Source organism: Anaerotruncus sp. (assembly GCF_057433415.1).
In genome coordinates this window covers 1-26939 of record NZ_DBMDHH010000028.1, presented here as the reverse complement: position 1 = coordinate 26939, position 26939 = coordinate 1, and the positions used below count along the sequence as shown (strand labels likewise).

Genomic DNA, 26939 nt, shown 5'->3' with positions numbered 1-26939 from the left:
AGACCGGGCGGCTTTTTTATTTTCATTTTATTCGCCGGAAGCATTTTCATCCGCCAAAGAGATATGTTATAATGAACCATAAAAAAAATTTTGGGCGCCGCCATCCGGCCCCGGATGCCGCCGGCCGTGTTGCTACCAGCGACAGAAAGGGGATTATGTGGGTAAAACGAAGCTCCCTCTGTTGAAACAGAACCGAACGATTCTTTCCGAGAAGCTGAAAGAATCCCTCTCCTCCGTCCTGCCGGTGACGGGGATCGTCTTCCTGCTCTGCTTTTCCATCTCCCCCGTTCCCAACAGCCTGCTGATGGGCTTTGTGCTCGGGGCGCTTCTGCTGATTTTGGGGATGGGGCTCTTCACCCTGGGCACCGACCTGGCCATGACCCCGATCGGCAGCCACGTGGGATCCGCCGTCACCAAGTCGCGCAGGGTGTGGCTGATCATCCTTGTGAGCCTGCTCGTGGGCATCTTCATCACCATGTCCGAGCCCGACCTCCAGGTGCTGGCCGAGCAGGTCCCGGGCATCCCCAATATGGTCCTGATCGTCGCCGTGGCGATCGGGGTGGGCGTTTTTCTGGTCGTCGCCATGCTGCGTATGCTGCTGCGCGTCAAGCTCTCCCACCTGCTGATCGGGATCTACGTCTTCGTTTTCCTGCTCGCGCGGTTCGTGCCGCAGGAGTTCCTTTCGGTGGCCTTCGATTCCGGCGGCGTCACCACCGGCCCGATGACGGTGCCGTTCATCATGGCGCTCGGGCTGGGCGTCACGGCCATCCGCAGCGACAGCAACGCCGAAAACGACAGCTTCGGGCTCGTCGCCCTCTGCTCCGTCGGCCCCATCCTGGCGGTGCTGCTCCTCGGCATCGTCTACGGCGCGGGGACGGGCGAATACGTCCCGGTGGTGATCCCCGAGCTGACCGACTCCAGAGAGCTCTCCCAGCTCTTTTTGTCCTCCCTGCCCAAATACATCGAGGAGGTCGCCCTCGCCCTCTGCCCGATCCTCGTCTTTTTCCTCCTCTTCCAGATCGCGGCCCTCCGCCTCAAGAAGGGGGAGCTGATCAAGATCGGGGTGGGCCTCGGCTACACCTATGTCGGGCTGGTGCTCTTTTTGACCGGCGTCAACGTCGGCTTCATGCCCGTCGGCAACTACATCGGCCAGATCATTGGAGGCATGGCGCAGAACTGGATCATCGTTCCGATCGGCGTGGTCATCGGCTATTTCATCGTGGCGGCCGAGCCGGCCGTCCACGTCCTGAACAGGCAGGTCCTTACGATCACCGCAGGCGCCATCCCGCAGAAGGCCCTGTCCACCAGCCTTTCGATCGGCGTCGCGATCTCGGTGGGGCTCGCCATGCTGCGCATCGTGACGGGGCTTCCCATCATGTACCTGCTGGTTCCCGGCTACCTGATCGCCGGGATCCTCACCTTCTTCTCTCCCCCGCTCTTTACCGCCATCGCCTTCGACTCGGGCGGCGTGGCCTCCGGTCCCATGACCGCCACCTTCCTGCTTCCCCTCGCGATGGGGACTTGCAGCGGCGTGGGCGGCAACGTGGTCGTGGACGCCTTCGGCGTCGTGGCCATGGTGGCGATGACCCCGTTGATCACCATCCAGTTGCTGGGCGTTTACTACAAGTACAAATCCAGGGGCGCCGGGGAGGCTGAAGAACCCGCGGAGGACCCCGTGGTCCTGAACGACGACGATATCATCACGTTTTAAAAAAGGGGAGCAGTATGTTGTATTATCTGGTTACGATTACCAAGCGGGAATACGGCGACGCCTACCTGCGATACTTCTACGAAAACGGCGTCCATTCCCTGACCGCCGCCCTCTGCGAGGGCACCGCGCAGCAGAAGACCCTGGACCGCCTGGGAATCGAAAAGACGGAGAAGATCATGCTCTCCGCCGTGGTGTCCGGCCCGCTGGCGTCGGGCCTGCTGAAGGGGCTGATGCGCACCATGCAGATCGACGTGCCGGGCAACGGCATCGCCTTCACGATCCCGCTGCAGAGCGTCGCGAATTCAGCGAGCCTGCAATATCTGACCCAGGGGCAGAATACAGAACAAAATGGGGTGCTTGTAATGGAAGAAAACCGCTTTTCCCTCGTCGTGGTCATCGCGCACAAAGGCAATACGGAGCTGGTCATGGACGCCGCGCGCGGAGCGGATGCGGGAGGCGGCACCATCATCCACGCCAAGGGGATCGGCGAAAAAAGCGCCATGCCCTTTTTCGGGATGTCCATCGCTTCGGAACAGGAAGTGATCTACATCGTCTCGAAGCAGGAGAACGAAAAAAACATCATCCGCGCCATCATGGAAAAGGCCGGCTCCAGGCAGGACCGGGTCGCCGCGGTCTTTTCCCTGCCGGTCAACCGGGTGGTTGGCCTGCGCAGTCTGACTGACGAATAGCCGCCCGGCGGCGCAAAGAGGACAGGCCCCGCAGCCGGGGCTTGTCCTCTTTTTTCCATCCCCGAGGATTTGCTATTTTCTGTAAAGTCGTGTATACTGTTCGGGTGCGGGCAATGCGCATCGAGTCTCCCCCGCACGGAAGGATGGTTTTTTTGAGCTGGGTCAATGAATCGGTATTTTATCATATCTATCCGCTGGGCTTCTGCGGCGCGCCGCAGCAGAACGAGGGCGGCGAACCCGTCCCCCGGATTGAAAAGCTGCTCGGCTGGATTCCCCACCTGCGGGAGATGCAGGTCAACGCCCTCTACCTCGGGCCGGTGTTCGAGTCGTCCGAGCACGGCTACGACACGAGCGACTACTACACCTTCGACCGGCGGCTGGGCGCCAACGAGGACTTCAAAAGGGTGTGCGCCGCGCTGCATGAAAACGGCATCCGCATCGTGCTCGACGGGGTGTTCAACCACGTCGGCCGCGGCTTCTGGGCGTTCCGGGACGTGCAGCAGAACGGGCAGTCCTCCCGGTATTGCAGCTGGTTCCACAACCTCAACTTCGGCGGCGGCAGCCCGATGGGCGACGCCTTCTGGTACGAGGGCTGGCAGGGGCACTTCAACCTCGTCAAGCTCAATCTGCGCAACCCCGAGGTGGTCGACCACCTGCTCGGCGCGGTGGGCATGTGGATGGACGAATTCGGCATCGACGGCCTGCGCCTCGACGCGGCCGACTGCGTCGACTTCGACTTCTTCCGCCGCCTCAAGGCCTTCTGCCGGGGCAAGCGGCCCGACTTCTGGCTGATGGGCGAGATCATCCACGGCGACTACAACCGCTGGGCCAACCCCGACATGCTCGACTCGGTCACCAACTACGAGTGCGCCAAGGGGCTCTACTCCTCCCACAACGACCGCAACTATTTCGAGATCGCCCACTCGCTCGCGCGGCAGTTCGGCCCGGGCGGTATCTATAAAAACCTCTGCCTCTACAACTTCGTCGACAACCACGATGTGAACCGGCTCGCGTCGGTGCTGCGCAACGAGCGCCACCTTGAAAACGTCTATACCCTGCTCTACACGATGCCGGGCGCGCCGTCGGTCTACTACGGCAGCGAATGGGGCGTCAAGGGCATCAAGCAGAACGGCTCGGACGCCGGGCTGCGCCCCTGCCTCGAGCTCGGGAAGATCGAGGACGCGAATTACCAGCTCTGCGAGCACATCAAGCGGCTCGGCGCCGTCCGCCGCGCGCTGCCCGCGCTCCAGTACGGCGGCTACGACCACGCGCTCATCAAAAATGAACAGTACGCCTTCCGCCGGGAGCTGAACGGCCGGAGCGTCTATGTGGCGCTCAACCTCGCCGAGCATCCCGAATACCTCGAATTCCGCGTGGACGCCTCCCCGCTCGTCGACCTCTTTACCGGGACCTCCTATGAGACGAACGACGGCAACCTCAAGCTGGAGGTTCCCGCCTACGGCTCCCGCATCCTCGTGCCGCAGGAGGAGTGGGAACGCTTCTCCGCCGCTTCGAGCGGCGAGGCCGCATCCACGGGCGCGCCGGCGGCGCCCGTCCCGCCCGCGCCGCGCGAGCTGAAAACCGGACGGTGGCGTCACTTCAAGGGCGGCGAATACGAGGTGATCGGCAAGGCGCGCCACAGCGAGACGCTCGAGGAGCTGGTCGTCTACCGCGCCCTCTACGGGGAAGGCGGGCTTTGGGTGCGCCCGCTCGACATGTTCCTCGAGGACGTCGAGCAGGACGGACGCGTCGTCCCGCGCTTTGTCTACTCAGGCGACTAACCCAAATCCAAATGTTTCGTCCACCTTTTCAAAGGTGGCGGGGCCGCGGGGCCGCGCCCCGCGCCGCTCGCCGCGGCGAGCGGAACGCCCAATCCTTCAGGCGTATTTTTCGGTTCCTTTTTACAAGAGAAAAAGGAACATCGCAAAAGGGCCGCTTCCCATCTGGGAAAGCGGCCCTTTGCATCTTCTTTCTTTTCTATCGCAAAAGAAAGAAGCAAAGAAAATGCTCCTGAAGGATCAAGTATCTTGTGCGCTGCAGCGCACGCGTCAGGGCTCCGCCCTGACAACCCGCCGCCTTTTATAAAAGGCGGGCGAAAACTTTTAGATTAAACCCTTTAATCCGCCGTGATCGGCGCGGTTTTCGCCCGGACGAGCGGCAGCAGGTCGCCCGGCGAAACCTCGACCTGGCAGCCGATCCGCCCTCCGCTCACGCAGACCGCCGGGAGCGATTCCACCGCCCTGTCGAACACCGTGGGGAAGAGCTTCTTCATCCCCACCGGCGAGCAGCCGCCCCGGATGTAGCCGGTGGTCCTGTTGATCTCCGCCACCGGAATCATCGCGACCGACTTCTCCCCCACCGCCTTCGCCGCCTTTTTGAGGTCGAGCTCCTTTGCCACGGGGATCACAAACACAAAGTTGCCGCCCGACGCGCCCCTGGTCACGAGCGTCTTATAGACCGCGTCGACGTCCTGCCCGAGCTTTTCCGCCACGCTCACCCCGTCGATCTTCCCGTCCGCGTGCCCGTAGACGTGCACACGGTAGGAAATCTTCGCCCGGTCGAGCATCCGCATCGCGTTCGTCTTGGCCTCCGCCATCCTGTCCGCCTCCAAAAAAGGGGCGCGCCCTCGGCGCGCCCCTTGATTTTTTCACATGCCGAGATAGGCCTTCTGGACCCGCTCGTCCTCCCGCATCTCCTTGGCGGTGCCGCTCATCACGATCCGCCCCGTCTCGAGCACATACGCCCTGTCCGCGATCGAAAGCGCCATCTGCGCGTTCTGCTCGACCAGCAGGATCGTCGTCCCGGCGCGGTGCAGCTCCTGGATGATGTCGAAGATCTGCTCCACCAGGATGGGCGCAAGCCCCATCGACGGCTCGTCGAGCATCAGCAGGGTCGGATGGCTCATGAGCGCGCGGCCCATCGCCAGCATCTGCTGCTCGCCGCCCGAGAGGGTGCCCGCCACCTGCCTGCGGCGCTCCCTGAGGCGGGGAAACCGCTCGTAGACGTTTTCGAGGTCGGCGGACAGCGCGGTGGGCTTCTGGGTATAGGCGCCCATCTCGAGGTTCTCCTGCACCGTCATCTGCAAAAAGATGCGCCGCCCCTCGGGCACGTGGGCAAGCCCCAGCTTGACGATGTGGTTGGGGGCCGCCGTGCGGATGTCGCCGTCGAGGAAGGTGATGCTGCCGGTCTTGGTGCGCAGAAGGCCGGAGACCGTCTTGAGGATGGTGCTTTTGCCCGCGCCGTTGGCGCCGATCAGCGAGACGATCTCCCCTTTGGCGACCTCGAAGGAGATGTCCTTGATCGCATGGATGTTGCCGTAGTAGACGTTGATATCACTGACCTTCAGCATCCTGCTTCTCCCCCCTCTTCTTGCCGAGATACGCCTCGATGACCACCGGGTTGCGCCGGATTTCCTCCGGCGTGCCCTTGGCGATGATTTTGCCGTAGTTGAGCACCGCGATCCCCTCGCAGATGCCCATGACAAGGCTCATGTCGTGCTCGATCAGCATGATCGCGATCTGGAAGGTATCGCGGATTTTGTGGATGTTCTCCATCAGCTCGGTCGTCTCCGAGGGGTTCATGCCCGCCGCCGGCTCGTCGAGCAGCAGCAGCTTGGGGCCGGTCGCCAGCGCGCGCACGATCTCCAGCCGCCGCTGCGCGCCGTAGGGGAGGCTTCCCGCCTCCGCGTCCGCCTGGTCCTGCATCCCGAAGATCGAGAGCAGCTCCAGCGCCTTCTCCCTCGCCGCCTTCTCCGCCTTCCAGTATTTCGGCAGGCGCAGGGTCGAGGTCAGCATGTTGTAATGGGTGTGGTTGTGCATCCCGATCAGGACGTTGTCGATCACCGACAGGTTCTTAAAGAGCCGGATGTTCTGGAAGGTGCGCGCCACGCCCGCCCGGTTGACCTGGATGGTGCTCATCCCCTTGGTGTCCCTGCCGTCGATGAGGATCTTGCCGCGGGTGGGCTGGTAGACCTTGGTCAGCAGGTTGAAGACGGTCGTCTTGCCCGCGCCGTTCGGGCCGATGAGGCCGCAGATCTCGGTGCGGCCGACGGTGAGGTTGAAGTCGTCGACGGCGGGCAGCCCGCCGAATTCGATGCTCAGCCCGATCGCCTCCATGACGGGGGTATAGGCCTTGTCGCGCTCGGGGAGGATCTTTTCCCGGCTGTCGTAGTCGTTATAGGTCAGCTCGTAATCGCTCATTGCTTGACCGCCTCCCCCTTCTTTTTCCCGCCAAAGCGGTTCATGAACTTCTCAAGCAGCCTGCTCATCGAGAAGTCGTAGGTGCCCATCAGGCCGGAGGGCTTGAAGATCATCACCAAAATGAGCACGATCGAATAGAGCACCATGCGCCACTTATCGAAGGCGAGCAGCACCTGGGGCAGCGCGGTGAGCACGGTGGCGGAGAGGATCGAACCGAGCATCGAGCCCATGCCGCCGAGCACGACCATCACGAGAATTTCGATCGATTTCATGAAGCCGAAGGTGTTCGGCTGGAGGATGCCGACATAGGTCGCGTAGAGCGCGCCCGCCACTCCCGCGAAGAACGCCGAGAGGGTGAACGCCATGACCTTGTAGTAGGTGGTGTGGATGCCGCAGCTTTCGGCGGCGATCTCGTTTTCGCGGATCGAGAGGATCGCGCGCCCGTGGCGGGACTTCATGACCATGTGGATCACCAGGCAGGTGATCACCACGCAGATGAACACGTTCGAGACGGTCGCGGCCTTGGGGATGCGCTTGAGGCCGGAGGCGCCGAAGGTGAAGTCAAAGCCGAGCACGCTGTCGATGTTGAGGAGCACGACGCGGATGATCTCGCCGAAGCCGAGGGTGATGATCGCGAGGTAGTCCCCCTTGAGGCGCAGGGCGGGCACGCCGATGATGATGCCAAAGATCGCGGCCACCAGCCCCGCCAGCAGAAGCGCCAGCACGACGTAGAAATTGTATTGGAGGTGCGCGGCGGCGGCGTTTACCCCTTCGGGGAGCTTGTCGAGGTTGGGCATGGGCATCGCCTTGAGGAAGATGCCCGCCGCATAGCCGCCGACCGCCATGAACCCGGCGTGCCCGAGCGGAAGCTGCCCGAGGTAGCCGGTCGCCACGTTGAGCGAGACGGCCAAGATGATGTTGATGCCGACAAGCATGAGAATTTTGGTGTAGTAGCTCGAGAGCGCGCCGGTGATGAGGTTGAGCGCCACAAACGCCAGGACGACCAGCGCGGCGTTGATCGCGTAGCGCGCGGGCATGGGGATGCGTTTTTGATTCTGATTCATCTCAACGCCCCCCTTAAACCTTTTCGGTGATATTGCGCCCGAGGATGCCGGTGGGCTTGACGAGCAGCACGACGATCAGGATGGCGAAGACGACGCCGTCCTTCCACACGGAGAGCCCGACCGCCGAAACGAGCGCCTCGGCCATGCCGATGACGAAGCCGCCGATCATCGCGCCGGGGATCGAGCCGATGCCGCCGAGCACGGCGGCGACGAACGCCTTGAGCCCGAGCATCGAGCCCATGGTGGGGTTGGCCTGCGGGTAGGCGCAGAGGTAGAGGATCGCGCCGATGCCCGCCAGCGCGGAGCCGACCGCGAAGGTGAAGGAGACGGTCGCGTTGACGCTGATGCCCATGAGCTGGGCCGCGCCCATATCCTCGCTGACGGCGCGCATCGCCTTGCCGAGCTTGGTCTTCTGGACAAGGAAGGTGAGCACCGCCATCGAGAGGATCGAGACGATGATGGTGAGCATGGCGGGGAAGCTGAGGGTCGTCCCGCCGAAGGAGATGCTCGGTCCGCCGGTGACCGCGGTCATGGCGCTGGACATGTCCTTCGCGCCCGCGCCGAAAATGAGCTGGAAGCCGTTTTCGAGCAGGAAGGAGACGCCGATGGCGGTGATGAGCAGCGAGAGACGGGGCGCGGAGCGCAGCGGCGTGTAGGCCACCTTCTCAATGACGACGCCGAGCAGGGTGCTCGTCAGGATCGCGATGAGGATGGAGACGACCGGGTGCAGGTGGAAGTTCACCATGCACATCCACGCGGCGTAGGCGCCCACCATGATGATGTCGCCGTGCGCGAAGTTTAAAAGCAGGATGATGCCGTACACCATGCTGTAGCCCAGGGCCACCAGGGCGTAGATGGAGCCGGACTGGAGTCCGTTGACCAGCTGGCTGACGATGGTAGAGAACAGAGACATAGGCTTTGCCACGTCCTTTCTTCGGCGGATGGGGCCCGGCACGCGCCGGCCCGATGGTAGCAAAAATTGCGAACAGCCAATGGCCGTTTCCACGCGAAGCGCCCTTGCCCGCGTAGGAATGCCCATTGGGCGTCCGCCCTCCATGAAGCAGAAGAAACCATGCTGGGGGGAAGAGATGCTCTTCCCCCCGGCACAGTTGTTCCTTGCAGTTGTTCCGTTCGCGGATCAGAAGAGCTCGGTGAAGACCTCTTCGCCGCCAGTCAGCTTGATCATCGCGGCGGATTTGATGGGGTTGTTGTACTCGTCGAACGCATAGGAGCCGGTGATGCCCTCGACCCCGTTGATGCCCTTGATGCCGTCGATCACGGCCTGCTTGTAGTCGTCGGAGCCGGCTTCCAGCCCGGCGGCCTCGGCGGCCTTCAGGCCCTCGACCAGCAGCAGGGCGGCGTCGTAGCCGAGCGGGGCGAACATGTTGGGGATCGCCTCGCCGTACTTGGCCTCGTAGTCGGCCTCGAACTTCTTGACCGCGTCGTTGGAGCCGGGCGCGTAGCCGGAGCAGTAGACGGAGCCCTCAAGGTCCTCCGCGGAGGCGTAGTCCTTGACGCTGCCCCAGCCGTCTCCGCCGAGGAAGGTGCCGGTGACGCCGGCGGCGCGGGCCTGGGTGACGATCATGCCATCATCCTGGTAGTAGTTGGGGGAGAAGACGACGTCGGGGTTCTTGGAGGCGATGTTGGTCATCTGCGCCTTGAAATCCACGTCGCCCTTGCTGTAGCCCTCGGCCGCGACGACCTCGACGCCCAGCTCGCCGCACTTCTCGACGAACGCGTCCTTGAGGCCGACCGAGTAGTCGCTGCCCGTCTCAAAGATGACGGCGGCGGTCTTGGCGCCGAGCTTCTCGGAGGCGTACTGCGCCATCTTCTCGCCCTGGAACGGGTCGATGAAGCAGGAGCGGAAGATGTTGGTGCGGATCTCGCTCGCGGGGTCCTCGGGGTCGATCATCGTGACGCCCGCGGCGGTCGCGGAGGCGGTGACCTGCGGCATGTTGATCGGATAGGTCTCGTCGGCGACGGCGATCGTCGGGCCGGTGAGGACCGAGCCGACCAGCGCGGTGATGCCCTGGTCGAGCAGGCGGTTGAAGGCGGTGACAGCCTCGGTGGCGTCGCCCTTCTCGTCGAGGGCGATAACCTCGATCTGCTTGCCGTTCACGCCGCCGGCCGCGTTGACCTCATCGAAGTAGAGCATCGCGCCGTTCTTGACCGCGTTGCCGTACATGGCGTTGTCGCCGGTGGTGTTGGCCAGCAGGCCGACCTTGATCGTGTCGCCGGAAGCGGAGGGCGCGCCGTCCGCGGCAGGGGCCTCGGCGCTTCCGTCGGTGGGGGCGGACGGGGCCGCAGGGGTGTCGCTGCCGCCGCAGGCGGCCAGCGAGAGCACCATCATGACCGCTAAGGTCAGTGCCAGTAACTTTTTCATTTTCTTTCCTCCCAATTCAATTGGTAAAGGGGCGGCGTCCGGTGTCGGCCGCTACCGCTTTAAAGTAACAGATTACTTTTTTCAAGTATATTGCAAATACCCTGTAAAATCCATAGTCTTTTTCGCCAATCCTCAAAAGACAAACACGATTTCTTTTAGGATTATTCATAAAATTTTAATTGATTTTTTGGTATTTGTTTTAAATCCCAAAAGACATGCCGCTTTTTTTGACAAATCGGTCAGGGACATCGGAAGATTTCACAAGGATTTGGGCGCGTCTTTGAAGAAATTCCACCTGCAAAATACATCCGTATTCCACCGGCGTCCAAATCCCCGGTTGGCGGCCCTATCTAAATATGATAGAATAAGAAAGACCCGCTGTCAACCATAGAAATCCATTGGAGGAAGTTTCAATATGCTTCATAAACCGACCCTGTGCGCGCTTTTCTGCGCGCTGACGCTCGCGGGCTGCGCGCCCGCTCCCGCGCCGCTCGGGGAGCCCGCGCAGTCCGCGCCCGCCTCCTCCGCGCCGGAGGACGCGGACCCCATTCCGCCCGCCGCGCCCGCCCCCGCGCCGGAGGGGGAGCGGGCGCGGGAACTGCTCGCGGGGATGACCGACGAGGAAAAGGTCGGCCAGCTCTTCCTCGTCTCGATCCCCGGGACGGGCCTCGACGCGGCCTCCCTCGCCTTTCTCACCGAGGCGAAGATCGGGAACGTCATCCTCTTCGGCAACAACTGTGAAAACGGGGCGCAGATCTCCGCCCTGACCGATTCCATTCAGCGCGCCGTGACCGAGGCGACCGGAGCGCCCGCTCTCATCGCGGTCGACCAGGAGGGCGGGGAGGTCACCCGCGTCACCGACGGCGCCACCGTCTACCCCGGCGCAATGGCCTTCGCCGCGTCGGGCGGGGAGCCCACCGCCCTCGACCCCGTGCCCGAGGCGAACGCCCTCAGGATCGAGGGGGAGTTCGTCGGGGAGGAGCTGCGGGCGCTCGGCATCAACTGCAACCTCGCGCCCGTCGCGGACGTGAACACCAACCCGCTGAACCCCGTCATCGGGGTGCGCTCCTACGGCGACGACCCCGAGCGGGTGGCGGGCGCCGCCGCGGCCTACGCGCTCGGGCTGCAGAGCCGTGGGGTGCTGGCGGTCGCCAAGCATTACCCCGGCCACGGGGACACGTCGGTCGACTCCCACTACGGCCTTCCCGTCTCGCAGAAATCCCTCGACGAACTCGCGGCGGCCGAGCTGGTCCCCTTCCTGACCGCAGGCAAGGCGGGCGTCGCGGGCGTGATGGCCGCGCACATCCTCTACCCCCGGATCGACCCGGACGGGCGGCCCGCGACCCTTTCCAAGGCGGTGCTCACCGGCATGCTGCGGGAGGGGGAGGGCCTGTCCAACGGCTTCGAGGGGCTCATCTTCACCGACTCGATGCGCATGGGCGCGGTCACCTCGCAGTACGGTATCGGGAACGCGTGCGTGCTGGCGGTGAACGCGGGGGCCGACATCCTCACGACCGGCACGGGCGAGGACGGCGCGGCGGGCCTTCAGGTCCAGCGCGCCGCCTACAACGAGGTGCTCGCCGCCGTCAAAAACGGCACGATCTCCCGCGAGACGCTCGACGACCGGGTGGGGCGCATCCTGTTCTATAAGGAGAAATACGGGCTCTTCGACGGCGGGCTGCCGCTTGGTCCCGACCACACCCACGAGGAGGAGCACGCCCGCTTCGCGCGGGAGGTCAGCGACAAGAGCATGACGCTGCTGCGCGACCCGCGCGGCCTACTCCCGCTGGGGACGCTCGCGGAGGAGCGCCTCCTCGCAATCTCCCCGCCCCTTCCCCTCTCCGCGGCCCCCGCCGGGACCGACCCCGAAGCCGCCTCCTTCGCCGCCCGGGCGGCCGCGCGGTTCTCCGGAAAATCGCTGCTCATCGGCCCCGCGCCCGACGGGGCGCAGACCGCAGCCTGCGCAGCCGCGGCGGCGGAGGCGGACAGGGTCGTGATCGCGATGACCCGCGCGGAGCAGGCCGGACTTGTGCGCGCGGTCGCGGAGGCCAACCCCGACGCCGTCGTGCTGCTGCTCGGGAGCCCCTACCTGGCCGGCCTGCTCCCGCCGGAGGTCACCGCCGTCTGCGGCTACGAGTACACCCCGCTCTCCACCGGAAGCGCCGTCTCCCTGCTCGCGGGAGGGTTTCAGCCGCGCGGCGCGCTTCCCGTGAAATTGGATTAGCTGGAAATTGCACATCTGTTTTTCCGGTCCTGCACAGATTCGACAAAATAATTTTGGCTCCTTTGTGCTGTTTTTCCCATAGCAAACCCTTCCGGGGATTGACATTTCCCCATGCGGGCTGATAAAATAGAGGATATTGAGCGAAGCGGAAAATGCCGCGCGCCCTCCGGCGCGCCCGTGGACGGATGCAGGAACCACCGGTTTTTCCTGCAAGCACGCCGCTTTGTCCGATATACATCTGAATTGGGAGGAAGAAAGAAATGAAATCGATAAAGAAACTGCTCGCGCTCGCCCTCGCCCTCGCGATGACGGCCGCCCTCGCCGCCTGCGGCGGCAGCCCGGCTCCCGCCGAGACCCCCTCGGACAGCGCGGCCCCCGCCGGAAGCGCCGCCGATACCCCGGCCGCCCCGGGCAAGACCTACCTCATCGCCACCGACACGACCTTCGCGCCGTTCGAGTTCCAGGACGCGCAGGGCAACTTCGTCGGCATCGACATGGACCTGCTGAAGGCCATCGCGGAGGACCAGGGCTTCCAGTATGAGATCCAGGTGCTCGGCTTCGACGCGTCGCTCCAGTCGGTGCAGTCGGGCCAGTCGGACGGCATGATCGCCGGCATGAGCATCACCGACGCCCGCAGGGAGATCTTCGACTTCTCCGAGCCCTACTTTGATTCGGGCGTCGTGATGGGCATCAAGGCGGACAACGGGGAGATCAAGGGCTATGCCGACCTGGCGGGCAAAAACGTCGCCATCAAGAAGGGCACCGAGGGCGCGGCCTTCGCCGAGAGCATCATGGATGAATACGGCTTCACCGTGACCTACTTCGCCGACTCCTCCAACATGTATGAGGACGTCAAGGCGGGCAACTCGGCCGCCTGCTTCGAGGACTACCCGGTTCTCGGCTACGCGATCTCGCAGGACATCGGGCTCAAGATCGTCACCGAGATGGAGCGCGGCAATTCCTACGGCTTCGCGGTCAACAAGGGCCAGAACCCCGAGCTGATCGAGATGTTCGACGCGGGCCTCCAGAACCTGCGCGACAGCGGCAAATACCAGGAGATCCTCGACACCTATATCAAAAAGTAACCATTCGGCGCGCATCCGTGCGGCGGGGCAGGGCTTGTCCCGCCGCACAGCCGCGTTTTCCCGGCGGTCCGGCTGATCTCCCGCGGCGCGGAGGATGAGCCGAAACGCCGTGTCCACACTTGCCATGAAAGGACGATCGCCGTGCGCTATCTGAAACTGTTGGAAGAGTCGTTCCCCATGCTGGTCAAGGGGCTGGGCGGCACCGTGCAGGTGACGGTCATCTCCCTGCTGATCGCCACCCTGCTCGGCCTGTTCTGCTGCCTTTTGCAGATCTCCGGCAAAAAGCCGCTCCAGTGGATTTCCCAGATTTATATCGACGTCATGCGGGGCGTGCCGGTCATGGTGCTCTCCTTCTTCATCTATTTCGGCGTGCCGAACGGCCTGGGCATCCGCCTCACCGCCGTGCAGGCGGGCGTCATCACCCTCTCCCTCAACGCGGGGGCCTACCTGTCGGAAATCTTCCGCGGCGGCATCCAGGCGGTGAACGTCGGCCAGATGGAGGCCGCGCGCAGCCTCGGGCTCCCCTATGGGCGCGCGATGCGCAAGGTCATCCTGCCCCAGGCGGTGCGGATCGTCATCCCCTCGATGGTCAACCAGTTCATCATCACCCTCAAGGACACCTCGATCCTCTACGCGATCGGCCTGCCCGAGCTCATGCAGAGCGGCAGCCTGATCGTGGCGCGGACCTTCCGCTCCTTCGAGGTGTGGGCGACCGTGGCGGTGATCTACTTCATCATCATCTTCATTCTGTCCAAGATTTCCAAGCGGATCGAAAGGAGGCTCCACAATGGCAAAGGTAAGGGTTAAGGGCCTCCGCAAGGACTTCGGCTCGCTGGAGGTGCTCCGGGGCATCGACCTCGAGGTGCGCGAGGGGGAGGTCGTCTGCATGATCGGGCCGTCCGGCTCCGGCAAATCGACCTTCCTGCGCTGCCTCAACTTCCTCGAGACGCCCACGGGCGGAGAGGTCGAGGTGGACGGATACCTCCTCACCGACGGCAAGACCGACCTCAACAAAATCCGTGAAAACATCGGCATGGTGTTCCAGCAGTTCAACCTCTTCCCCCACCTGACGGTGACCGGGAACATCACGATGGCCCCGCTCGACCGGAAAAAGCTCGACAAGCCCGCCGCGGAAAAGAAGGCGCGCGAGCTGCTCGAGCGGGTGGGCCTCGCGGACAAGGCGGACGCCTACCCGGCGCAGCTTTCGGGCGGGCAGCAGCAGCGGGTGGCCATCGCCCGCGCGCTGGCGATGGACCCGGACATCATGCTCTTCGACGAGCCGACCTCCGCGCTCGACCCCGAGATGGTCGGCGAGGTGCTCGCGGTCATGCGCCAGCTGGCCGACGCGGGCATGACGATGGTGGTCGTCACCCACGAGATGGGCTTTGCCCGCGAGGTCGCCGACCGGGTGATCTTCATGGACGGCGGCGTGATCGTCGAGCAGGGCACCCCCGAGGAGATCTTCGGCCATCCGCGCGAGCAGCGCACGATCGATTTCCTCAACAAGGTCCTGTAGCTTCCGCCGCTCTCCAAAAGTTTCCTCCGCCTTTTCAAATGGGGCGGCTGGATCCTGAGAAGCGCTTTTTGGTTCTTTTCCCAGGAAAAAAACGGGACCGGTACCCAACGGGTACCGGTCCCTCCTGTTTTTCCCGCTATTCCCCGGGGCGCATCGCCCTCATGAAGGCGCCGATGAGCTTGTCGCACATCGCCTCCATGCTGTAGGCGCCGTCCCGCAGGCACCAGTCGTAGATGAGCCCGCGCAGCTGGATGTCGAGCATCTGGGAAAGCTCGGTGCAGGCGATCGCGCCGGTGATCTCCCCCCGCTCCTGCCCCTCGTGGACATACTGGTTGAGCAGCTTGACGTACCGGCGGCTTTCACTCGTCAAAAACTTCGGCCCCCGCGTCACGAGCTGGGTGGAATAGATCTCGGTGATGATCTGGCGGCTGAGCTTGAGCTCCATGTTCTTGCAGACGAACCGGCAGAGCGCCACGATGCGGTCGGCGCTCGGCATGACGGGCGGGCACTGGGCCGCCCACGCGTCGTAGTCGTTGTCGAACTTGTCGGGCAGCGCCGAAAGCAGCTCGTCCTTCGCGGAAAAATAGTGGTAGAACGCGCCCTTGGAGGTGCCGGTCGCGGCGATGATCTCGTCGACCGACACGTTTTCATAGCCCTTCTCGTCGAAGAGCCGCCACGCGGCCTCCGCGATGCGTTCCCGGACTTCCGTCTTTGCCATCGGCCTTCCCTCCCCGTCTGGTTTCATTTTATACCAACCGCCGCCTGCGCGCAAGGGGCCCCGGCTCAAAAGCGCGCGCCCCCGAGGGGGCGCGCGGCGGATCGCTATTTCCTGCGGCAGGCCCCGCGCTCCCGCAGGATGCGCAGCTGGTCGTCGAGGTAGACCTGCGGCACTGACTTGATGTCGAAGTGGACGAGGTCGAAGGTGAGGTTCATGAGCGGCCCGGTGACGAGCGCCACGATGACGGTGGCGATGCCGAACCGCCCGCCGAGCAGGGTGCCCGCCAAAATGGCGGAGAGCTCGAGCCCGCTCTTGGTGAACCGCACTGACCAGCCCGTCCGGCGGACGATGCCGATCATGAGCCCCTCGCGGGGACCGGCCCCCAGCCCCGCCCCCACATAGAAGTAGGTGGCGACGTTGAGCACCATGAGCCCGCAGGCCACCATCAGCAGCTTCTGCGAAAGGTTTTGGGCCGCGGGGATCAGATGATGCGCCTGGATGACGTCGACGATCGGGCCGGTGATGACCAGGTCGAGGATGTTCCCCAGCCCAATGCGGATGCCCATCCGCCAGTTGACCGCCAGCAGCACGACCGAGACGCCCAGCACCGCGGCCCCCAGCGAGATGCCCAGCGTGTGGGAGAGGCCGTCGCTCAGGACGTCCCACGGGGCCATGCCGATGCCCGACTGCGCGAACACGACGATGCCCACCGCGTAGAGCAGCAGTCCCACCAGCAGTTTGGACATGGATTTTACCGTGATATTGATGTTGTCAGCCTCCCTCTCCCCGGACGTTCTGATACGCGCGGGAGATTCAGATCTTTTTCTTCTTCCTGTAGATCAGGATGCCGACGGCGACCACCAGCACGACGTTCAGCAGCATCTGCAGCGGCAGCGGGATGAACATCGATCCCACCGTCAGGATGAGCAGCGCGGAGATGACGCCGAAGGCGCCCAGGTCGGGGCGCTTGAGCATGAAGTTGGTGAACATGATCGCGAAGATCGAGGCGGGCACGTATTTGAACGCGTCCTTGACCGACGCGGGCAGCGCGCCGAGCAGCAGGGTCCCGCCGATCGCGCCGAGGGTGACGAAGATCAGGTTGGTGACGATCGAGCCCGCAATGCCGATCGTCGCCATGAGCTCGCCCTCCTTGGTGCCCGGCTTCACGCCGGTGACCTCCTGCGCGACCATCGCGCAGGGCAGGCGCATGTTGCTGATGTTGCCGCTCAAAAAGGCCATGTAGCTGCCCGCCGCGCCGAGCACGCCGTAGTAGGAGATCGGCTCGACCACCATCCAGGCGAACCCGGAGGAGACGACGAGCGTAAAGATGATCGCGATCTCGGCGGGGGTGGGCACGACGCCGTACACCAGCCAGAGGGTGAACGCGGGCACGAACGCCAGCACGAACCCGATGATCAGCGTGATGCTCCCGATGCGGATGGAGGGCTTTCCGAACTCCCTTGTGAACTGTTCGTCCGACATGCCCTTGAAATTCGATTCAGTCACTGCACTTTTCATCTCCTCAACCTCCAATCAGCCAGGCGCAGACCGGCGCGCAGACGATGCCCACGATCATGGCGATGCCCATGTGGTACTCCCGCAGCCAGGGCAGCTTTTTCACCGTCCTGGAGAGCCCCACCATGCAGAGCGACGCGCTCACGCAGGCGACGATCATCGGCAGCCCGGTCAGGCAGTTTTCCATCGTCATGTAGGACATGATGCCCAGCATGCTGGCCGTGCTGATCAGGGTCATGAGGTTTTTGTCGTATTTTTCGACCTTGACCTGCACCTTGTTCATCTGCGGGATAAAGACCAGCACGACGATCCAGGCCACCGAGAAGAGGCTCATCCCCCACAGGGCGGCGGCGTAGGCGCGGATGCCGAAGTCGGCGGCGCCCAGCGCGCTGCCCACGGCCTGCGCGCCGAGGCCGGCGTTGATCATTTCGCCCGCGGCGGCGCCCATGACGGAAAGCCGCATCCACGAAACGGGCGACCCGACGGCGGACATGAGTCCCACCATCATGATGAAGACCGCGACGGACGGCCCGATGGCCGAGATCATCCCGGCGCGGAAGGCCTTGACGCAGTCGCTCTTGGAGATTCCCATCTTGACGGCGGTGGCGAACGCCCGGCGGGTATACAGAACCGCCTGGCAGAGCACCAGCAGCACCAGCGGGAAGCAGGATAGCCACATGATCGGGCTGTTTGCTATCGACAGATAATTGCTCATTTTTACCGCTCCTCAATTCTTTTGATCCGAAAAACACCTCTGGCGGCCGCTTTTTCTGTGGCCGGCCGCCGGTTCCACCGCCCCCTTACTGATTGCCGAACAACAAAATCAAACCGTCCCCCGTTATCGGTACAGACTATAGTTTGTTTTTGCTTTAACGTGTTAAATCATAGCGAATTTAAAGCGATTTGTCAAGAGCCCGCCGCGTTTTTCCGGAAAATTCATTCCCCGCCTTGACTTTTGCGCCCGGGGTTCCTATAATGGACATCAACAGCCCCCCAGGGGCAGCCGAACAACAAAGCCGGACAGGAATCCTCCGCATGGGCCGAGCGGCCGATGCGTATTCCGTCTGGGCTTTTTTTGTTTTCCCGCCGGTGCACAACGCAAACAGAAAGAAGGATTCTCATGCTGGTACTGAAAAACTGCCGCCTGATCCCGGCGCTTACCGAAGGATACGACCTGCCCGCCGCCGACCTCGTCCTCGACGGGGAGCTCATCGCGGACATCCGCCCGGCGGGCGGGAGCTACGAGGACGCGCCCGTCCTCGACATGGCGGGCAAAACCGTTCTGCCCGGCCTCTTCGACCTGCACACCCACCTGCACTCCCTCTCGGGCAACCTGATGGAGAACCAGCTCAAGGATTTCGGCACCTCCTGCTTCGACACCTGCGAATACGCCAACACCTACCTGAAGCTCGGCTACACCACCGTGCGCGACATGGGCAGCAACAGCCGCTGCGCCATCGCCGTGCGCAACGCGGTGCAGAAGGGTCAGATCACCGGCCCGCGCATCTACAGCGCGGGGCTGATGATCTCCCCCAAGGACGCGGGCAACGACGCCTTCAGCCTCATGTACAACGAGGCGGACGGGCGCGAGGCGGTCATCGGCGCGGTGCGCGAGGAGATCGCGCACGGGTGCGACTTCGTCAAATACATGGTGTCGGGCGCCTTCCTCAACGAGGGCAGCGTGCCGGGCAACCTGATCACGACGGAGGAGGAGCTGCGCACGGTGGTCGACACCGCGGCGGCCCGCGACAAATACGTGGCCGTCCACTGCCACGGAACCGAGGGCATCAAAATGAGCATCCGCGCGGGCGTGCACACGATCGAGCACGCCACCCTCATCGACGAGGAGGGCGTCGACATGCTCGTCGGCTCGAAGGACACCTTTCTCGTCCCGACGATCGGCATCTTCCAGTTCCTCATCGACCTGAGCAAGGCCGACTCGAACGACTGGCGCGCCCTCAAGGCCAAGACCTACCTCCCCCTGCTCCAGCAGAGCCTGCGGACCGCCTACAAGGCGGGGCTCAAGTTCGGCTGGGGCACCGACCTGGACATGGGCTCCTACGTGGAGAACCCCGCGCAGGAATTTCTGGTCCGCCGCGACCTGATCGGCATCTCCAACATCGACCTGCTGCGCCAGGCCACGATCAACAGCGCGGAGATCGCCGGCGCGGCCGACATGACCGGCTCGGTCAAGATCGGCAAATACGCCGACCTCGTGGTGATCGACGGCAACCCGGACGAGGACATCTCCGTCATGGGCAAGCCCCGCGCGCACGTCTTCAAGGGCGGCGTCCACGTCGGCTGAGGAGTTCCCCGGGAACGGCAAAAAAGGGCCCCGGTGCTTACGCACCGGGGCCCTTTCATCACGTTATTTCCGCGCCGGGCTCACGCCGCGGCAATCGCCGGCGTTTTCGCGCCGAGCATCCCCATCAGCAGGTCCACACAGGCGGTCAGCGAAAAGACAAAATCCACGCCGTAGGAGGGGGCGAGCTGGGAGTACTGCTCGTGCAGCTCGTTGATCTGCTCGTAGAGCGCGGTGCTGTGGTCGATTTCCGCCGCGTTGGAGATGAGGTCGACCGCGTGCAGCATGCTGCGGCGTCGGTAGCCGTAGAACTGCATGAGGACTTCATATTTGAAGTGGCCGGCCTTGCTGCCGTCGAACGATTCGGAATGGGCGTAGCAGAAGAAGTCGGACATGAAGTGGCAGAGGATGCCCAGCTGCTTGCTGTATTCCTCCACCGACATGTTGTCGCCTTCCTTTGACAGGTGTTCCGCGCGCGCCATCACAAGGTCGTAAATGTCCTTTTTAAAATGCGAGAGCTTGAGCAGGCTCGGCGCAATATCGGGCAGGACGTTCCACCTCACAAAGCTCCCCTTGTCGAGCTCCACGCCGAGATTTTCAGTGAAGTAGGTGTAGAGGTACCTGCCCATCGTGATGTGCGAAAATAGGTTCATTGGAAACACCGCTTTCTGGTTATTGGGCCCGGGGGCCCTTTATCTGCAAGGCGTCAAGGCGCGCCGCGCTGCGGGTTTGGTCCTGGCGGCGACCCGCGCCACCGTTCGGGCAGCATCGCCCGGAAGGAGCGCGCGAAGCCGTAATGGCCGCGCCGGTAACAGACGCGCAGCGCAACCCAGGCCGTCGCGAAGTAGAGCAGCAGGTTCACATGGGAGAGCGCGACGACGACCGCGTCGTAGTGGGCGATCCACCCGGCCTGCTTGTCGGCCGCGAAAATCTGCTGCAATACCAGGAACTGGTTGAGGAACACCATGACCGCCAGCGCCCCGAACGAGGCGAACATCCCGCGGCTGCGGTGCCGCGCCGCCGCGATGAGCGCCATCACGAGCACGGGGATCTGGTAACGCTCGTGCATACGGGTCGTGAACATGAAGACGGTCTGCATGAAGAGGAACCCCATCAGCCAGACGCTCTTTTCGGTGGCCGTGAACCACACGGCCACAAGCAGCGCCAGAGCCGCGGCCAAAAGCAGGGTCGAAAGGTGGTCCGCCTGGATCAGACCGAGGATTTTCGTGCTGAAATGCTTGTAATTGAGCCCCGCCGACGAATAGAAGTTGAAGGCGTTGAGGCTGGCCCCCTGGTACTGGCCGAAGCCGCCGAAGTAGATCTCCAGCGGCAGCGCCCAGCCCGAACGCGCCATGAAGGGCAGGAAGACCGCGAGCACCGTGCCCGCTCCCGCCGCCACGGTCTGGAAAATCCGTCTGGGCGGATAGGAGGTGAGCAGCGCGACCGCGTAGACGGGCGCGAAGTAAAGGGACTGGAACTTCATCAGACAGGCCAGCGCCATGACGGCGCCCGACCAGACGGGCCTTCCCTCCTCGAGCAGCAGGAAGGCGAGCACCACCAAAAAGATCATGATGCTGTCCGTCTGCCCCCAGTAGGAGGAGTTGAGGATCCCGGCGGGATTGACCGCCCAGATCGCGGCGCCGGCCAGCCCCACGAGCTGCCCCTCCCGCCGCAGCACGCGGTAGAGGAGCGGGATGCACGCGAGGTCGAACAGCACCTGCCACCCTTTGAGGGCGAGCATCATATAGGGGTCGAAGGCGCGCACCGCGCCGATCCCGAGCAGCTTCCCCGTCAGGAAGAGGGGGAAGAGAAAAAGGGGCGGATAGTCAAGGTTCCCTATATTGTTATAAGCGCCGAAGAAGTCGTTTGCCACTCCGGTCGACCAGTCCACATAGAAGCTCAGGTCGAAATAGTGCACGGTGATATAGGCGACCATCAGCCGCACCAGCGCGGCGAACGCCACCAGCACGGTCAAAAACCAGCGAATCTGCCCGGGTGAGGGACAAAAGGAAGCGCCCAGTCTTTTTTCATCCATCAGTTTACTTCCATTGCAATCAAAATTTTATCATATCGCGCCAAAACTGTCTGTTGAAGGTGTGAAAATTTTGTAAACTTTCCACATTTCCGTCGTTTTGTATAAATTTCCTACGAAAAATAGCAGTCAATTAGGAAGTTTTGCTCATCCCCTGCGGACAGTTCCTTGCGTTCCACCCGCGAAAAATATCCGTTTTCCCGCAACAGCTGTGCGAACGTCCCGGCGGATTTCCCGTCCGGGGCCGTGCAGGAGATGGTCAGCACCCGTCCGCCCGCGTCGCAGTCGAAATCCAAAATCGTCGCGCCCGCGTCCTCCGCCGCGTCTAGCAGCGCGGAAAACTGGGAGAGGTGCCGGCGCGGGGAGACCTCCATGTTGGTCACGACCCCCGCCATCGAATTGATATACTTCATGAGCAGCTCGGATTTCACCGGATCGCTCAGAATCTGCGAAAGCCGCCCCTCCTCGCCGGGCGTTGCGATCGCCGCGACGAGGCTGCTGCGCATGAGCTCCCCGCGCATATCCGCCGCGCGGGAGGCGAGCAGCATCCCCGCGGCCACGACGGCGGCCAGCGCCGCGAAAGCCACCGCCGCGGCCGCGGCGCGGCTCCGCCCGCCGTCCAGCATGCGGGACAGCCTGTGCGCGACCTTCTCCTTACTCAGCATACGTCTCCCCCGCCACTCCGAGATATTCCTCCAGCGAGACGCCGCGTTCGGTGATCTCCCGCGCCGCACGCTTTCCAACATACCGGAAATGCCACGGCTCGTAGGTGATCCCGGTGATCTCCGTCTTGTCCTCCGGGTAACGCAGGATGAACCCGTACTCGGGCGCGTGCGCCGCGAGCCATTTGGCGGCCTGCGTTTCGGCAAAGCCGTGGTTGAGCATCTGGTAGCCGGGGGTCACGATGTCGGCCGCCAGCCCCGTCTCATGCTCGCTCGTGCCGGGAGGGGCGATCCACTGGGAGGTCACCTCGACCGCCTCCTCCTCGCTCAGGCCCAGCGAGATATACTCCTGCACCTTGTTGTTGAAATTCTGCCGCTGGCGCTCGGTCCCCCGGTAGGCGGAGACGACCATCAGGTCGACCCCCTGCGCGGCCGCGTCGTAGAGCATCCACAGCATCGAGCCTGCCGCATCCGCATCCATCTGGTAAGCGCCGCTCACCGGATAGAGTTCGGGCGCGTAGCCGTCCGGGACGGGGTTTTCCGCGTTCACAAGCAGCAGGTTCTCCAATTCGCCCGCCTCTTCGCGGGGGAGCATCGTGGGTTCCGGCATGGCGCCCTCCTCTTCCGGAGCGGATGAAACGCTCTCTTCCGGCGCGGGAGCGCGCGCGGTGCAGCCGCTCAAAATCAGCAGCGCCGCCAGTAAAAGCGCCGTCCCGGCTTTCCATAATCGTTTCATTCTATGCCTCCCATGCCTGTTCGTATGTTCCGGCGCCGTCCCGCGGCGGGCACCCGTTCCCCGCCCGAACTCAACGTTTGGACGGGGCGCAGGAAGAATTGTTCTAGATATCTCCGCCCGCGTCTTTCGCACACCCCACGGAGCGCGCCTGCGGCGGTTGTCCGCGCCGCGCCTGAATCCAACGTTTTGAAGGGGTCCGGGGGAACCTTTTTCAAAAGTTGCAGGCCCGTTCCCCGGCCGCGTCTCACGGGGCGCGCCTGCGGCGGTTGTCCGCGCCGCGCCTGAACCCAACATTTTGAATGGGTCCGGGGGAACCTTTTTCAAAAGTTTCCCCTGGTAGTATCTGCCGCGTCCGTCTCAAATATCCCCCGCCTCATAAAGGATGGCGGTGATGGCGGCAAGGGGCGCGGTCTCGCAGCGCAGGATGCGGCTGCCGAGCGAAAGGGCGAGCAGGCCGTTCCCGGCGGCGAAAGCCGCCTCGGAGGGCTCGAAGCCGCCCTCGCTGCCGACCATAATCGAAACCTCCCCGCCGAGTCGGCGGGAGAGCGCGCTTTTCAGGCTTTCGTCGGCATTCTCATAAAAAAAGATGCCCAGCGGCGATTCCTTCATACGCGCGACCGCCTCCTCGAAGCCGACAAGCGGTTCGACGGGCGGCACCCGGCCGCGGCCGCACTGCTTGGCGGCCTCGAGCGCGATGCGGTTGAGGCGTTCAAGCTTCTTTTTCATCGACTTTTCATCGGGCCGGGAGACGCACCGGCGGGTCAGCACGGGCACGATCCGCCCGACGCCGAGCTCGACCGCCTTCTGCACGATCATTTCGAGCTTATCCCCCTTGGGCAGCGCCTGGTAGAGGGTGATCTCCACCCCCGGCTCCCCGGCGGAGGGGGCGACCGCCTCCACCCGCAGGTCCACCCGCCCGGGATCGACCGCCTCGACGACGCACTGGTAGTCGTGCCCGGCGCTGTCGCAGACGGTGAGCGGCTCGCCGGGCTTCATGCGCAGGGAGAGCGCGATGTGGCGCGCGTCCTCGCCGGTGATGACAGCGGACCGCCCGTCCACCTCGCCGGTAAAAAACCGGGGCATCCCGCTACCCCCTCACGGCGGCCAGCGCGACCCAACCGCCCGATTCGCGCCGGTCGGCGAGGCGGTAGCCCGCCCCCTCGAGGGCGGACACGACGTCCGCCTCCCGCGTGTCAATGATGCCCGACGCGATGAACACGCCATCCGGCTCGAGGAACCGCCCGAGGTCGGGGATGAGGCGCAGGATGATGTCCGCGACGATGTTCGCGGTCACGACCGCGAACCGCCCGTCCACCCTGTCCGCGAGGTCGCCCGCCAAAAAAGCCACCCGGTCCCCGACGCCATTGGCGGCGGCGTTTTCCTTCGCGACCCGCACGGCCACCTCGTCGATGTCCACACCGACGGCCGAATCCGCGCCGAGCAGCAGCGCCGCCACGGCGAGGATGCCGCTGCCGGTACCGACGTCAAGCAGCTTCACGCCGGGCGCCGCGTATTTTTCGAGCAGCTGCATGCACAGCCGCGTCGTATCGTGGGTGCCGGTGCCGAATGCCATGCCAGGGTCCATCGTGAGCACGACCTCGCCGGGCGCCGGCGCGTAGTCCTCCCACGAGGGGCAGACGACCAGCCGCTCCCCCACCCTGGTGGGGAAGTAATATTTCTTCCAGGCGGTGGCCCAGTCCTCCTCGTCTACCTTGTCCGTCTCGACCGAGAAGGGCACCCCCTCCGCCTCCAGCCGCTCCCGCAGGTAGGAGACCGCCTCGAGCGGGCTCTCGCCGGGGGAGATGTAGAGGTGGATGACCGCGTGGGTACGGTCGCGCTCCAGAAGCTCCTGCTCGATCAGGTCGACGTGCGCGATCTGCGGGGCGAGCTCCTCGATGTCGCTGTAGTCCTCGATATAGATGCCGTAGGGCACCACCATGTTGGCGACCGCCTCGGCGGTTTCGATGCGCTCGACGGGCACCTTCAGTTTCACTTCGCTGTACTGCATGCCGCTCCTCCTTGTCCTAGTACGCTAATATTTAATTATACAACAAAACCGCCCCCATAGAAAGGGCGGTTTTGTAAACAATTCTTATTTCATCGCATCCTTGAGCTTGTCAAAAAAGCTCTTCCGCTTTTCATAGTTGCGGTCGCTCGACAGGTCCTCGAACTTTTTGAGCGCGTCCTTCTGCTTGGCGTTCAGGTTGCGCGGGACCTCGATGTTGACCTTGACGTACTGGTCGCCGCGCCCGCGCCCGTTCACGTAGGGGATGCCCTTGTTGCGCAGGCGGAAGACGGTGCCCGACTGGGTGCCCTCGGGGACGTTGTACTTGACTTTGCCGTCGATGGTGGGCACGACGATTTCGTCCCCGAGCACCGCCTGGGTGAAGGTGATCGGGATGTCGCACCACACGTCGAAGCCGTCGCGCTCGAAGAGGGTGTCCGGACGCAGCGTGACCATGATGTTCACGTCGCCCGACGGCCCGCCGTTGAGCCCCTCGTCGCCCTGCCCGCGCAGCACGAAGGTCTGCCCGTCGTCGATGCCGGCGGGGACGGAGACCTCCAGTGTGCGGGTGTGGCGCACGCGGCCCATGCCGCGGCAGTCGCCGCACGGCTCCTTGACGATCTTGCCCTTGCCCGAGCACTTGGTGCAGGTGCGGGTGGTCTGGATGACGCCGATGGGGGTGCGCTGCTGGACCTTCACCTGACCGGTGCCGCCGCACTCGGGGCAGGTCTCGGGGGAGGTGCCCTTTTTGGCGCCGGAGCCGCCGCAGGTCTCGCATTTTTCAAGCCGCTGGACCGTGATCTGCTGCTTGCAGCCCTTGGCCGCCTCCATGAAGGAGAGGCCGACCGTCACGTTGATGTCGTTGCCGCGGATCGGGGCGTTGGGGTTGCGCGGCCGGGAGGAGCCGCCGCCGAATCCGCCGAATCCGCCGCCGAAGAAGCTCTCGAAGATGTCCCCGACGTCGAAGCCGCCGAAGCCCCCTCCGAAGCCGCCCGCCCCGGCGCCCGCGCCGTAGCTCGGGTCGACGCCCGCGTGGCCGAACTGGTCGTACCGCTGGCGCTTGGTGGAGTCGCTGAGCACCTCGTAGGCCTCGTTGACCTCCTTGAATTTGGCCTCGGCGGTCTTGTCCCCCGGGTTCATATCGGGATGGTACTGTTTGGCGAGCTTGCGGTACGCCTTTTTGAGGTCGTCCGCGGAGGCGTCCTTCGAGACGCCCAGTACGTCATAATAATCCCGTTTATCAGCCAATTGCCCTCACCTCTGCTTTCCGCTCCCATGTCACCGGAACGGCTGTTTCACGCGGCAAGGCGAGAGGCCCCGCCCCCCGCCTTGCCGCAGACTTTTTCCATTGTATTATTTTTTGTCGTCCTCGTCAACCTCGCGGTAGTCGGCGTCGACATAGTCCCCGCCGCCGGCGGAGGCGCCGCCGTCATCCTGCTGCGCGCCCGCCTCGGGGCCGGCGCTCTGCTGCGCCTGCTGGTACATCTTGGAGGACATCTCGTAGAAATCCTTCTGCAAGTCCTCCTGCTTCTGCTTGATGTCGTCGACGTTCGTGCCCTTGAGCGCCTCTTTGAGGGCGTCGATCTTCTGCTGGACGCGGCTCTTCTCGTCGGCGGACACCTTGTCGCCCAGGTCGGTCAGCGCCTTTTCGGACTGGTAGACCATCTGGTCGGCGGCGTTGCGCACGTCGATCTCCTCGCGGCGCTTCTTGTCCTCCTCGGCGAACTGCTCCGCCTCCTTGACCGCCTTATCGATGTCGTCCTTGGACATGTTGGTCGACGCGGTGATCGTGACGTTCTGCTCCTTGCCGGTGCCGAGATCCTTCGCGGTGACGTGGACGATGCCGTTCGCGTCGATGTCGAAGGTGACCTCGATCTGCGGCACGCCGCGCGGCGCGGCCGGGATGCCGTCGAGCCGGAACATGCCCAGCGTCTTGTTGTCGCGGGCCATCTCGCGCTCGCCCTGGAGCACATGGACCTCGACCGAGGTCTGGCCGTCGGCGGCGGTGGAGAATATCTGGCTCTTCTTGGTCGGGATGGTGGTGTTGCGCTCGATGATCTTGGTGCAGACCCCGCCGAGCGTCTCAATGCCGAGGGAG

26 protein-coding genes are annotated in these 26939 nt (G+C 63.8%); 8 read left to right on the top strand and 18 right to left on the bottom strand.

Annotated elements, in window-relative coordinates:
- The first annotated feature begins 181 nt into the window (after window positions 1–181).
- The 3 genes from ACZO3G_RS09095 to ACZO3G_RS09085 all read left to right on the top strand — a co-directional run bounded on the left by ACZO3G_RS09095 (window position 182) and on the right by ACZO3G_RS09085 (window position 4181).
- Window positions 182–1711, top strand: a complete 1530-nt coding sequence (locus ACZO3G_RS09095; protein ID WP_101553251.1) for a DUF1538 domain-containing protein — start codon at window positions 182–184, stop codon at window positions 1709–1711.
- A 17-nt stretch (window positions 1712–1728) separates the two neighbouring features.
- On the top strand, window positions 1729–2400 hold the full coding sequence (locus ACZO3G_RS09090; RefSeq protein WP_276872343.1) for a P-II family nitrogen regulator: 672 nt from the start codon (window positions 1729–1731) through the stop codon (window positions 2398–2400).
- A 143-nt stretch (window positions 2401–2543) separates the two neighbouring features.
- Entirely contained in the window at window positions 2544–4181 is a 1638-nt protein-coding gene (locus ACZO3G_RS09085; protein ID WP_101551712.1) for a DUF1653 domain-containing protein, read from the top strand.
- A 335-nt stretch (window positions 4182–4516) separates the two neighbouring features.
- On the opposite strand, the gene ybaK is transcribed toward ACZO3G_RS09085, so the two are convergent.
- From ybaK to ACZO3G_RS09055, 6 genes are all read right to left on the bottom strand, one after another.
- A complete protein-coding gene (gene ybaK, locus ACZO3G_RS09080) occupies window positions 4517–4996 on the bottom strand; it encodes a Cys-tRNA(Pro) deacylase (protein WP_288233874.1) in 480 nt (159 codons plus the stop codon).
- A 51-nt stretch (window positions 4997–5047) separates the two neighbouring features.
- Window positions 5048–5749, bottom strand: a complete 702-nt coding sequence (locus ACZO3G_RS09075) for an ABC transporter ATP-binding protein (protein WP_101551716.1) — start codon at window positions 5747–5749, stop codon at window positions 5048–5050.
- Complete coding sequence (locus ACZO3G_RS09070; protein ID WP_370867172.1) at window positions 5733–6515, bottom strand: ABC transporter ATP-binding protein; 783 nt, start codon at window positions 6513–6515, stop codon at window positions 5733–5735. The genes ACZO3G_RS09075 and ACZO3G_RS09070 overlap by 17 nt, the downstream gene beginning before the upstream one ends.
- An 80-nt stretch (window positions 6516–6595) precedes the next feature.
- Window positions 6596–7663, bottom strand: a complete 1068-nt coding sequence (locus ACZO3G_RS09065; protein WP_276873367.1) for a branched-chain amino acid ABC transporter permease — start codon at window positions 7661–7663, stop codon at window positions 6596–6598.
- Between the two features lie 13 nt (window positions 7664–7676).
- A complete protein-coding gene (locus tag ACZO3G_RS09060) occupies window positions 7677–8576 on the bottom strand; it encodes a branched-chain amino acid ABC transporter permease (protein ID WP_101551722.1) in 900 nt (299 codons plus the stop codon).
- A gap of 225 nt (window positions 8577–8801) precedes the next feature.
- Window positions 8802–10046, bottom strand: coding sequence for an ABC transporter substrate-binding protein (locus ACZO3G_RS09055; protein ID WP_101551724.1), 1245 nt, complete (start codon window positions 10044–10046; stop codon window positions 8802–8804).
- Window positions 10047–10461: 415 nt separating this feature from the next.
- Here ACZO3G_RS09055 and ACZO3G_RS09050 point away from each other — a divergent pair, with 415 nt between their 5' ends.
- The 4 genes from ACZO3G_RS09050 (at window position 10462) to ACZO3G_RS09035 (ending at window position 14871) form a co-directional block, all read left to right on the top strand.
- Window positions 10462–12270, top strand: a complete 1809-nt coding sequence (locus ACZO3G_RS09050; protein WP_276873372.1) for a glycoside hydrolase family 3 protein — start codon at window positions 10462–10464, stop codon at window positions 12268–12270.
- Window positions 12271–12530: 260 nt separating this feature from the next.
- Window positions 12531–13355, top strand: a complete 825-nt coding sequence (locus ACZO3G_RS09045) for a transporter substrate-binding domain-containing protein (RefSeq protein ID WP_276873376.1) — start codon at window positions 12531–12533, stop codon at window positions 13353–13355.
- Between the two features lie 141 nt (window positions 13356–13496).
- On the top strand, window positions 13497–14162 hold the full coding sequence (locus tag ACZO3G_RS09040; protein WP_242970857.1) for an amino acid ABC transporter permease: 666 nt from the start codon (window positions 13497–13499) through the stop codon (window positions 14160–14162).
- Window positions 14143–14871, top strand: a complete 729-nt coding sequence (locus tag ACZO3G_RS09035; protein WP_101551733.1) for an amino acid ABC transporter ATP-binding protein — start codon at window positions 14143–14145, stop codon at window positions 14869–14871. The genes ACZO3G_RS09040 and ACZO3G_RS09035 overlap by 20 nt, the downstream gene beginning before the upstream one ends.
- Before the next feature lie 136 nt (window positions 14872–15007).
- Here the strand turns inward: ACZO3G_RS09035 and ACZO3G_RS09030 are convergent, their stop codons facing one another.
- The 4 genes from ACZO3G_RS09030 to ACZO3G_RS09015 form a co-directional block, all read right to left on the bottom strand.
- Window positions 15008–15589, bottom strand: a complete 582-nt coding sequence (locus ACZO3G_RS09030) for a TetR/AcrR family transcriptional regulator (RefSeq protein ID WP_172439248.1) — start codon at window positions 15587–15589, stop codon at window positions 15008–15010.
- A 104-nt stretch (window positions 15590–15693) separates the two neighbouring features.
- Window positions 15694–16335, bottom strand: coding sequence for a YczE/YyaS/YitT family protein (locus ACZO3G_RS09025; protein ID WP_276873186.1), 642 nt, complete (start codon window positions 16333–16335; stop codon window positions 15694–15696).
- Window positions 16336–16402: 67 nt separating this feature from the next.
- The gene (locus tag ACZO3G_RS09020) at window positions 16403–17107 is read right to left on the bottom strand and encodes a hypothetical protein (RefSeq protein WP_276873188.1); all 705 of its coding nucleotides are present in this window, start codon (window positions 17105–17107) and stop codon (window positions 16403–16405) included.
- A gap of 4 nt (window positions 17108–17111) precedes the next feature.
- Complete coding sequence (locus ACZO3G_RS09015; protein ID WP_276873190.1) at window positions 17112–17819, bottom strand: DUF5058 family protein; 708 nt, start codon at window positions 17817–17819, stop codon at window positions 17112–17114.
- A gap of 405 nt (window positions 17820–18224) precedes the next feature.
- Between ACZO3G_RS09015 and ACZO3G_RS09010 the strand changes: the two genes are divergently transcribed.
- Entirely contained in the window at window positions 18225–19409 is a 1185-nt protein-coding gene (locus ACZO3G_RS09010) for a metal-dependent hydrolase family protein (RefSeq protein WP_276873192.1), read from the top strand.
- A gap of 80 nt (window positions 19410–19489) precedes the next feature.
- Here the strand turns inward: ACZO3G_RS09010 and ACZO3G_RS09005 are convergent, their stop codons facing one another.
- The 8 genes from ACZO3G_RS09005 to ACZO3G_RS08970 all read right to left on the bottom strand — a co-directional run.
- Window positions 19490–20059 carry a zinc dependent phospholipase C family protein gene (locus tag ACZO3G_RS09005; RefSeq protein ID WP_101551744.1) on the bottom strand — a complete coding sequence of 190 codons (570 nt, stop codon included), beginning with the start codon at window positions 20057–20059 and terminating at the stop codon, window positions 19490–19492.
- Window positions 20060–20112: 53 nt separating this feature from the next.
- Window positions 20113–21441 (bottom strand): glycosyltransferase 87 family protein, encoded by a 1329-nt coding sequence (locus ACZO3G_RS09000; RefSeq protein ID WP_276873195.1) that lies wholly within the window; start codon window positions 21439–21441, stop codon window positions 20113–20115.
- 110 nt (window positions 21442–21551) lie between these two features.
- Window positions 21552–22103 carry a hypothetical protein gene (locus ACZO3G_RS08995; RefSeq protein ID WP_276873197.1) on the bottom strand — a complete coding sequence of 184 codons (552 nt, stop codon included), beginning with the start codon at window positions 22101–22103 and terminating at the stop codon, window positions 21552–21554.
- The gene (locus ACZO3G_RS08990) at window positions 22093–22836 is read right to left on the bottom strand and encodes a M15 family metallopeptidase (protein ID WP_276873198.1); all 744 of its coding nucleotides are present in this window, start codon (window positions 22834–22836) and stop codon (window positions 22093–22095) included. The genes ACZO3G_RS08995 and ACZO3G_RS08990 overlap by 11 nt, the downstream gene beginning before the upstream one ends.
- Before the next feature lie 357 nt (window positions 22837–23193).
- On the bottom strand, window positions 23194–23919 hold the full coding sequence (locus ACZO3G_RS08985) for a 16S rRNA (uracil(1498)-N(3))-methyltransferase (protein ID WP_276873201.1): 726 nt from the start codon (window positions 23917–23919) through the stop codon (window positions 23194–23196).
- A 4-nt stretch (window positions 23920–23923) separates the two neighbouring features.
- On the bottom strand, window positions 23924–24844 hold the full coding sequence (gene prmA / locus ACZO3G_RS08980; protein WP_276873202.1) for a 50S ribosomal protein L11 methyltransferase: 921 nt from the start codon (window positions 24842–24844) through the stop codon (window positions 23924–23926).
- A gap of 84 nt (window positions 24845–24928) precedes the next feature.
- Window positions 24929–26089: a molecular chaperone DnaJ gene (gene dnaJ / locus ACZO3G_RS08975; protein ID WP_101551756.1), complete on the bottom strand. Its 1161-nt coding sequence runs from the start codon at window positions 26087–26089 to the stop codon at window positions 24929–24931.
- Window positions 26090–26194: 105 nt separating this feature from the next.
- Window positions 26195–26939: Hsp70 family protein (locus ACZO3G_RS08970; protein WP_486847080.1), on the bottom strand; the 745-nt coding region annotated here is incomplete at its 5' end.

What these genes read in the sequence shown, in the direction of transcription:
- ACZO3G_RS08990 (WP_276873198.1), bottom strand. Translation starts at nt 22,836, where the DNA reads ATGAAACGATTATGGAAAGCCGGGACGGCGCTTTTACTGGCGGCGCTG.
- ACZO3G_RS09000 (WP_276873195.1), bottom strand. Translation starts at nt 21,441, where the DNA reads ATGGATGAAAAAAGACTGGGCGCTTCCTTTTGTCCCTCACCCGGGCAG.
- ACZO3G_RS09070 (WP_370867172.1), bottom strand. Translation starts at nt 6,515, where the DNA reads ATGGAGGCGATCGGGCTGAGCATCGAATTCGGCGGGCTGCCCGCCGTC.
- ACZO3G_RS08985 (WP_276873201.1), bottom strand. Translation starts at nt 23,919, where the DNA reads ATGCCCCGGTTTTTTACCGGCGAGGTGGACGGGCGGTCCGCTGTCATC.
- ACZO3G_RS09065 (WP_276873367.1), bottom strand. Translation starts at nt 7,663, where the DNA reads ATGAATCAGAATCAAAAACGCATCCCCATGCCCGCGCGCTACGCGATC.
- ACZO3G_RS09010 (WP_276873192.1), top strand. Translation starts at nt 18,225, where the DNA reads ATGCTGGTACTGAAAAACTGCCGCCTGATCCCGGCGCTTACCGAAGGA.
- ACZO3G_RS09035 (WP_101551733.1), top strand. Translation starts at nt 14,143, where the DNA reads ATGGCAAAGGTAAGGGTTAAGGGCCTCCGCAAGGACTTCGGCTCGCTG.
- ACZO3G_RS08995 (WP_276873197.1), bottom strand. Translation starts at nt 22,103, where the DNA reads ATGCTGAGTAAGGAGAAGGTCGCGCACAGGCTGTCCCGCATGCTGGAC.
- ybaK (WP_288233874.1), bottom strand. Translation starts at nt 4,996, where the DNA reads ATGGCGGAGGCCAAGACGAACGCGATGCGGATGCTCGACCGGGCGAAG.
- ACZO3G_RS09085 (WP_101551712.1), top strand. Translation starts at nt 2,544, where the DNA reads ATGGTTTTTTTGAGCTGGGTCAATGAATCGGTATTTTATCATATCTAT.
- ACZO3G_RS09015 (WP_276873190.1), bottom strand. Translation starts at nt 17,819, where the DNA reads ATGAGCAATTATCTGTCGATAGCAAACAGCCCGATCATGTGGCTATCC.
- ACZO3G_RS09025 (WP_276873186.1), bottom strand. Translation starts at nt 16,335, where the DNA reads ATGTCCAAACTGCTGGTGGGACTGCTGCTCTACGCGGTGGGCATCGTC.
- prmA (WP_276873202.1), bottom strand. Translation starts at nt 24,844, where the DNA reads ATGCAGTACAGCGAAGTGAAACTGAAGGTGCCCGTCGAGCGCATCGAA.
- ACZO3G_RS09055 (WP_101551724.1), bottom strand. Translation starts at nt 10,046, where the DNA reads ATGAAAAAGTTACTGGCACTGACCTTAGCGGTCATGATGGTGCTCTCG.
- ACZO3G_RS09020 (WP_276873188.1), bottom strand. Translation starts at nt 17,107, where the DNA reads ATGAAAAGTGCAGTGACTGAATCGAATTTCAAGGGCATGTCGGACGAA.
- ACZO3G_RS09030 (WP_172439248.1), bottom strand. Translation starts at nt 15,589, where the DNA reads ATGGCAAAGACGGAAGTCCGGGAACGCATCGCGGAGGCCGCGTGGCGG.
- ACZO3G_RS09045 (WP_276873376.1), top strand. Translation starts at nt 12,531, where the DNA reads ATGAAATCGATAAAGAAACTGCTCGCGCTCGCCCTCGCCCTCGCGATG.
- ACZO3G_RS09005 (WP_101551744.1), bottom strand. Translation starts at nt 20,059, where the DNA reads ATGAACCTATTTTCGCACATCACGATGGGCAGGTACCTCTACACCTAC.
- ACZO3G_RS09075 (WP_101551716.1), bottom strand. Translation starts at nt 5,749, where the DNA reads ATGCTGAAGGTCAGTGATATCAACGTCTACTACGGCAACATCCATGCG.
- ACZO3G_RS09050 (WP_276873372.1), top strand. Translation starts at nt 10,462, where the DNA reads ATGCTTCATAAACCGACCCTGTGCGCGCTTTTCTGCGCGCTGACGCTC.
- ACZO3G_RS09060 (WP_101551722.1), bottom strand. Translation starts at nt 8,576, where the DNA reads ATGTCTCTGTTCTCTACCATCGTCAGCCAGCTGGTCAACGGACTCCAG.